This is a genomic window from Variovorax sp. J31P207 (genome assembly GCF_030316965.1).
Taxonomy (GTDB): Bacteria; Pseudomonadota; Gammaproteobacteria; order Burkholderiales; family Burkholderiaceae_C; genus Variovorax; species Variovorax ginsengisoli_B.
Genome location: NZ_JASZYN010000035.1, coordinates 1 through 6,706 on the forward strand (window position 1 = coordinate 1; position 6,706 = coordinate 6,706).

The window sequence follows — 6,706 nt, forward strand, 5'->3', positions numbered from 1 at the left end:
GATCGGACCCAGCGCGTCGATCGGCCACAAGTTTGAACTCCCGCACGGTAGCGGGCCATTGATCTCGCAGCGGCCCGCGGCGCACTGCAGCTGGAGGCCCGCGGCATCCGGGCGCCAGATCTCGGTTCGGAGGGCGATCGGCGTCGCGGCCGACGACAGAAGGCTGAGCACCCAAGTGTCGTTGCCTCTCACACCGCAGGGGATCGACAACGCTCGCAAAATGCCGGCAGCAGCGGCCTCGGCGCCACGCAGAAAGTATTTCGAGCCGGCAATGTCGTCGATGAACATCGCGGATTCGCGCTGCCAAGCCAGACCCGGGGCGCCTGCGCCTCGCGGCAGCCAGGTGTCGCGCGTGAGAATTTCCAGCACTGGCGACGTGGAGCCGAAGTAGCCGTCTGCAAGAGTCAAATCGGTGCCAACGCGCGGATCGTTATGCCATAGTTCGACAGCACCCACATGCGAGCCGGTGTCACCGCAGAGAAGCACAACCACGCAGGTCAGTACATCCCCAACGAAGATGGGGAATGCGACTGCACAACTCAAGCCTGCTGCCCTTGCTGCTGCCGCACGTCTGAAATAGGACCCTTCCAACTTGCGCAGCATCGCTGGGTGGCCATCGTCCCATGCGCGTCCCGGCAGACCTTCGGCTCTTCCAAAACACATCTGCTTGGTGACAGCACCAAAAGCCGGCGCGGAATCGAACAAGCCGCCAGCCAATTCCAACAAGCTTTCGTCGTCTGACGGTACCCAGACCTCAGCAAGCCGAATGAATGTTTTCATGAGAGGAGATCAAGCATTTTTCGGGCCATGGACTGGTTGATGCCAACTGATGTGCTTCGTCGAACCGTTTCGGGAGTGTTCAGCGCGACCGCCGGAGCCTGCGCTTTCGAGTCGGCGACCGCACTCGATCTAGACCGGTTGAACGCCCTTTTTCGATGCGGCTCAGGAGCGCGCCATGGCGCGAGGCTGTGGTGACGGCTGTGTCCTTCATGTGAAAACGGACTCATCCGCCTAAAGTGTCTTTACAGTGAATTTACATACAGATACATTTGTATCAGACTTGCGTTAAGCGTGAGCGGCCCTGGAGAAATCAGGCGTCCGATGCCAAGGAGCTGCCCGGACTGAATATCGCTCGTCCCTGGTCGTTCAGATCCACTTTTCGAGGTGAAACCGGCTATGCAATCCCCAGACCTGGAGACTGTTCAAATGGTCAGAGTCGCGCTGCAGGAGGTGATCTCGGCGCGTGAGCATGGCGTTCAGGCCGTGCCGTACTTCGCTCCTACCGACATTGGAACGCTCCCTCTCTGTGAGCAAGAGAAAGAGTTGAACGTCAAGGAAGAGACCGACTACGGCAATCGTGTGCGCGCCGGCATCCACATGACGCTCTCTGCGGCAGCTTCGGCGCTTGAAGTTGCCGAAGTGCTCATGAAGAACTTTGCCGACTTGGACGCAAAGGATCGGAAGCGCGAGTTGATTCGATGCTCGCTGAATGCCCGTGTTGCAAGGGATGCCGCGGCTGAAGCTGCCGCGGTCTTGTCGGGGCAGCAGGCACCAAAGTCTGATGCGATGGTGGAGATCAGACGGCTGAAGTCGGCACTTTTTCAGCGATTTGGGATCGGCGAGTAGAGGGACGCATGCTTGGTTGTCTTTCGGAGAAACGGATGAACGTACGCGCCTTGGCCCGCTGGATTCTGGGGGCCGCCATCGCAAGCGCCGTGATGGCGAGCGCCGGCGCTGCCGACATCGTGATCGGGCAAGTGGCACCGCTCACTGGATTGGAAGCCAAGCAGGGGTTGGGCTACGCAGCAGGCCTGCGACTCGCTTTCGACAGCGTCAACAAGCAAGGCGGCGTGAATGGCAATACCTTCACGCTCGTGCGTGCCGACGATCACAATGAGCCCGCGTCCACCGTCGAGCAGACGCGCAAGCTGGTCGCGGAGCAACGCCCGTTCGTGCTGGCGGGCTACTCCGGCAGCCGCAATCTGGCGGCGCTGTTGGCCTCCGGCATTCTGGACCAGCAGCGCCTGGCGCTCGTGGGCTATCGCACGACCGGGATTCCGCCCTCGCATCCCCTGCTGTTCAACGTGAGGGTCGACATCCGTGACGAGTTGGCCAAGCTCACCGAGCACTTGGCGACCCTGGGCATCACCCGGCTTGGCCTGCTCCACGAGGCCGGGGCCGACGCAGTGGTCGCCGCGGCCGACGAGGCAGCTGGTCGGGCAAAGGCCGCCTTCGTCATTCGCGCCTCGTATGCACCGGACAGCAGGAGCGCCGGGCCCTTGGTGGCGGCCTTTCTCAAGACCCCGCCGCAGGCGATCATCATGGTGGCCAACGGCACCACCACGGCGGCCTTTATAAAATTGGGCCGCAGCGGTCCCGCAATCCCGGCGTGCTGGAATGAAAGCCCTCAACACAGCAAGCAAGGATCGCGATGCCCGACAAATCGAAGAACCCCCCTGATGGCATTGAGCAGATCATCGTGGCGCAGGTCAATACGCGCGGGCTCTCGATCGTGAAGGCCTGGATCGATGAGAAACGCTACGGCGTCTCGACGGAAAGAGCTCGGACGGCTTGGAGACAACAATGGCTTCGACACCACGCACCTACCCTTGCCAAGGGTCTGCTCGCCGTCATCGGCACGGCGGCGGCCGTCGGCCGTCGGCCAATGCATGGGCACAAGCTAGACCAGCCCGACTTCAAAGTTCGCGAGAGACGCTGCCTTGGTCGTTGCGCGTGCTGCTGGGCCAGGCGGAGAAATGGACTTCGCCCGGAGTCGAGCCGTGACGGGTGTGACGGTAAGACATACGACGCCCAGGCGCTCGCACATCTGCGCGCGCATGGAGGGGGTTCGGCGCGCGCTAGGGCCGCGATAGAAGTGGCTAGGCCAAAGTCACAAGGCCGGTCGCGACTAGATCTGATGACGCGGCTCAAGTGACCCCGTCACTTTGCCCTGAGATTCAAGAGCCGACCGGGTCGGCGTCTTCGTCCTCGCCGGTCGCCCTCGGCCCGGAGCGCTCATCTGGCACCAGCTTGAAGAGCTCGACGCAGCCAGCGTCGAAGGCCTCCATCCAAGTGGGGAATGACAGAACGCTCGAATCGACATCGACCCAGACCGACGCATCTTCTCGGTTCTCGTGGAGCCACCCAGTGGAAGTGGCCCGGATCCGGGCTCGTCGACGAAAACGGAGATGTGCCGCAGGTGGGTCATGGTGGCATCGTAGCCCTGCGGCTGTTCAGCGACCGTTCAGCTTTTGACCATTGAATCGACAGCGGGCCGCGCCGATAGCTTCTCTAACCGGAAAGTAGGCGTCTGATCCGGGCGCTGAGTTTTGCTAGGCCGCCTCTGAACGTGCCCGCAGCCGCCCTCCGAGACCGGTGGGCTTCGCGTTCGTGTCGTAGAGCAGCATTGAGGGCCTTGAGGTTTTGCGGGTTGAGCTTCCAGACCCCGGCAACCGTGAAATTGCCCCGATTTGACGGCGCGAGGCTGGGGACGATGTCGATCTGTTGAGCGCCGATCTGATGCAGGAGCTGGGCACGATCCCTCGCGACCTTGAGAAAGTCGTCATGGCTTTCAATGGGCGAATTCAAGGAGACCCTGATCGTTGGTACTGTCGCGAAATGCTCAGCCAAGAATGCGACTACCTCAACGAGCACAATCTTCCTCGACACCCATCCATGCCGCATTGCGATGGCTGAGGGCACGAAGCGGTCCAGGTGAACCTCGTGCCCACCGGGTGATACGGTGACTGCCCCGATGGTGCCGACATGTGTCTCACCATCATAGAGATGCATGGGCTCCCCGAGTTTGTACGGAGCAGACCCGGGCCCTGTGATGCGGAGCTCGGGGAAGGTCAGCGAATGCCGTGCAGTCGAGTTCTTGGTGCGCGGTGAGGGAATGTTGTTCAATTGGGCCCTGCCTGATCAGCGAGCCGCCAGGTCTTCAACACCGGCACGAGCGCTGCCGTAGCAATCGTGACCATGTGCGCGGTCCCGCGACCACCGTTGAACGCGAGCACGAGCTCCGGACGACCCTCGCGTAGCATCTGAGCGTTTCTGATGGGCACAGCGCGGTGCTGATAGCGATCCCTGTTTGCGCGGTACGTGGCAACCTCGATACCTCGTGCGATGGCCCATCGGCGTGGGAGATTGTCTACCTCCGTCGCACCGCCTTCGATCAGGAGCGTGACGGGTTGGCGGGCATGAACGCGGTTGAGGACGTTCACGATGAACGCCGAGTCGTCGTCGTCGCGTCCGCCGCAGACTAGTACCCTCATGCTCTCAGTTCAGCACGAAGAACGCCCAGGTTGGCGTATGGGCATTCGCATCCATGGCGTTGCGGTGGTCTTTGCATGCTTTCTGCTTAGTCAATCGCCAAAAAGCAAACCCCGCCGAAGCGGGGTTGGTTGATTGACTGGCGTTTTTTCGATGATAGCCTCGATGGCCGCGACCTATAAGACCTTGGCAAAATTCGCGTGATGCATTCACCCGCGACAGATCTGCAACCTCTGGCCGCTGATTGCTGAAGGCGGCTCGCGAGGAGCGGCCCGGATGCGTCCATCGATCGGGCGCGGAAAGCAGAATTGAAATTTAGCGATCTTCGACGTCGAGGCCGACGGCACGAATCACCAGAACCGCCACCAGGGGCGCCGGCCTATCGACATCGCTTCCAGTGGCGCGGAGAGGGTGGTGGCGGCGCGAAAACGGCGCTCGGCCTCCGCTTCCAAAGCGAGAGCTTCGCGCAGTGCCGCTTGGTTGCCGCGCGTTGCTTGTAACCGAAGCGCTTGGCAGCGTCGAGAGAGTTCGTCGTCTGAAAGGTCAGTCAGGTCGGTCGGCTGGTCCATCCAGACATTCTGCAGTGGAATCTTTTGATCTCAGGACTTGTGCGCTTTTCGCCTCATCCGCCTAGAGGAGGGAAAAAGTCACCGATGGCTCCCGTTTTCGCTCGGTCTTACTCCGGTGCGCCCGCCATGGCCATGCGTCTGCCCTGCATGGCTCGACTTACCCATGGACGATGGTCGATGCGAGCAAGGGGCCCTTTGGCGGCGCCAAAACCTACAAAGCAACGCTGCCGAAAGACATCCCACAGGCCAACTTCTGGTCGTTCACCCTCTACGACAGCATGTCGCGCTCGATGCTCGACGCTCGACGCTCCGCAGCGTTACCCGCGTGCGGGCAGCCAGAACTTCCCATCGCCCGCCGCTGAAGCGACGCCGGTGGCTCGACGACGGTTTGCTTCGGTCCTACCCCGCGGGCATCAAGCGGAGCAACTGGATCCAGACCATGCCGAGTAAAGGTTTTATCCCGTGCCTGCGGCTCTAAAGCCCACTCGAGCCCTTCTTCACAAAGGCATGGCGTCCGAGCGAGGTCGTGTTGGTGCAAGTTTGTTCGTCCAGCTCCTTGAGCGAGCCCTCGACCTTGCGCAGTCCGCGATGGGCGAAGAGCTGAACGTCGCGGCTCAGGCAGCCAAACACACATGGCGTATCTTTGGTTGATGGTCCGCTGGCGCTGGTTAGAAGACGCCGTGGCAGTCCGCTCATCGAGCGGTGGGCCTTGATGCCGGCGGCCCATCGCGAACATCATCGCGCGACGTCCATCTGTCGCTTTTGCAGGCACTGCGTGGAGACGCACGGCTGGCAACGGTTTGCGACCCGGGGAGCCACGTTATCCACAACGTTGCCCACTACGGCGGTGGACAACCTCTCGCTCGCGGTGGCGTGCTCCAACCGGTGTAGCGCGCGAAAGCTGTGCACATTTGTATTACATGTGGCGATGCGCGTCTCAAAGTTCGCCGCCGACGCGCTGGAACTTGCGCCACTCCCACGCCCGACGGACTGGTCTGGATGCGCAGGGTCGAGATCGGCGCCAGCATCGTCTCGCGGGCGTGCTCCCCTGGTTCGTCGGCGCCTACCTGAACATTCGCGCTCGCCGCCTGCAGGTCGTGATGAGCTTCGCCTGCGTCTTGCTGTTCATCGCCAACCTGTGGTCTCCATGGGGCCTGGCCTATGCAGCCATGCCGGCCGCGGCCGAGATCACGCTGCCCTGGGGCGAGCGCGTGACCGACTTGCGGGTCTTCCACCCGACGCCCTGGTTCGTGGCAGGCGTGCTGGGCTTCTACTTCATCTTCGGCTGGTGCGCCTTCGCCGCGTTCCGCCGGTTCCGGGCCGGCGAGAACCGGCGCGGCAGCCTGACCTTGTCCGCCTGCCTGCTGTTGCTGATCGGCGGCATGTTCTGCAACCACCTCGTGAACCTCCAATGGATTCCCGGCGTGCACGTCGCCGAGTTCACCTTCATCGCACTGGTCGTGCTGCTGGACTTCGAACTCGCGCGCGAGCGCCGCCAGAGCCGCGACCGGGTGCGCGGAATCCTGGACAACATCCCGGCCGGGGTCTACGTCAAGCTGCGGGACGGCCGCTACCTGATGACCAACCGCGTCTACGACCCCGATCGACACTTCAAACTCCCCCGCCCGTGAACACGCAAACTCCTCCAGGCAGGACGAGGGTTGCATTATTGATCTGTCAGGCCTCCGCGGCGATTGCCAGGCGTGCGGCGGCTTCCTTGAGCCGGTAGCTCCTGCCCTCGAACTCGAGCATGACGGCACGATGCATCAGCCGATCGAGGATGGTGGTGCCCATGGTCTGTCGGGGCCCCGGTTAAATTTGAACCGGGAAAGTTAAAACCCGCCCCACAGCCCCTGGGGGGCCCC

The 6,706-nt window shown here is 62.2% G+C and carries 8 protein-coding genes and 1 pseudogene; 4 read left to right on the plus strand and 5 right to left on the minus strand.

What is annotated here, in order from left to right; genetic code table 11:
- The coding region (locus QTI68_RS39975; protein WP_286529951.1) for a hypothetical protein at positions 1-780 on the minus strand (780 nt) is incomplete at its 3' end.
- A gap of 426 nt (positions 781-1,206) precedes the next feature.
- Here QTI68_RS39975 and QTI68_RS39980 point away from each other — a divergent pair.
- Positions 1,207-1,626, plus strand: a complete 420-nt coding sequence (locus QTI68_RS39980) for a hypothetical protein (protein ID WP_286529952.1) — start codon at positions 1,207-1,209, stop codon at positions 1,624-1,626.
- 35 nt (positions 1,627-1,661) lie between these two features.
- A complete protein-coding gene (locus QTI68_RS39985) occupies positions 1,662-2,516 on the plus strand; it encodes an ABC transporter substrate-binding protein (RefSeq protein ID WP_286529954.1) in 855 nt (284 codons plus the stop codon).
- A gap of 775 nt (positions 2,517-3,291) precedes the next feature.
- On the opposite strand, the gene QTI68_RS39990 is transcribed toward QTI68_RS39985, so the two are convergent.
- The 3 genes from QTI68_RS39990 to QTI68_RS40000 form a co-directional block, all read right to left on the minus strand.
- Positions 3,292-3,792: a hypothetical protein gene (locus tag QTI68_RS39990; protein ID WP_286529956.1), complete on the minus strand. Its 501-nt coding sequence runs from the start codon at positions 3,790-3,792 to the stop codon at positions 3,292-3,294.
- A 110-nt stretch (positions 3,793-3,902) separates the two neighbouring features.
- The gene (locus QTI68_RS39995; RefSeq protein WP_286529958.1) at positions 3,903-4,274 is read right to left on the minus strand and encodes a DUF2493 domain-containing protein; all 372 of its coding nucleotides are present in this window, start codon (positions 4,272-4,274) and stop codon (positions 3,903-3,905) included.
- 348 nt (positions 4,275-4,622) lie between these two features.
- The gene (locus tag QTI68_RS40000; RefSeq protein WP_286529959.1) at positions 4,623-4,841 is read right to left on the minus strand and encodes a hypothetical protein; all 219 of its coding nucleotides are present in this window, start codon (positions 4,839-4,841) and stop codon (positions 4,623-4,625) included.
- A 143-nt stretch (positions 4,842-4,984) separates the two neighbouring features.
- On the opposite strand from QTI68_RS40000, the gene QTI68_RS40005 reads away from it, so the two are divergent.
- On the plus strand, positions 4,985-5,203 hold the full coding sequence (locus QTI68_RS40005) for a DUF1214 domain-containing protein (protein WP_286529962.1): 219 nt from the start codon (positions 4,985-4,987) through the stop codon (positions 5,201-5,203).
- A gap of 678 nt (positions 5,204-5,881) precedes the next feature.
- On the plus strand, positions 5,882-6,472 hold the full coding sequence (locus tag QTI68_RS40010) for a hypothetical protein (protein WP_286529960.1): 591 nt from the start codon (positions 5,882-5,884) through the stop codon (positions 6,470-6,472).
- Positions 6,473-6,518: 46 nt separating this feature from the next.
- On the opposite strand, the pseudogene QTI68_RS40015 reads toward QTI68_RS40010, so the two are convergent.
- Positions 6,519-6,638, minus strand: a pseudogene (locus QTI68_RS40015) (ATP-binding protein); the annotation flags it as partial.
- Positions 6,639-6,706: the final 68 nt, after the last annotated feature.

Coding starts and splice junctions, on each gene's coding strand:
- QTI68_RS39985 (WP_286529954.1), top strand. CDS start 1,662: ATGAACGTACGCGCCTTGGCCCGCTGGATTCTGGGGGCCGCCATCGCA.
- QTI68_RS39980 (WP_286529952.1), top strand. CDS start 1,207: ATGGTCAGAGTCGCGCTGCAGGAGGTGATCTCGGCGCGTGAGCATGGC.
- QTI68_RS40000 (WP_286529959.1), bottom strand. CDS start 4,841: ATGGACCAGCCGACCGACCTGACTGACCTTTCAGACGACGAACTCTCT.
- QTI68_RS39995 (WP_286529958.1), bottom strand. CDS start 4,274: ATGAGGGTACTAGTCTGCGGCGGACGCGACGACGACGACTCGGCGTTC.
- QTI68_RS39990 (WP_286529956.1), bottom strand. CDS start 3,792: ATGCATCTCTATGATGGTGAGACACATGTCGGCACCATCGGGGCAGTC.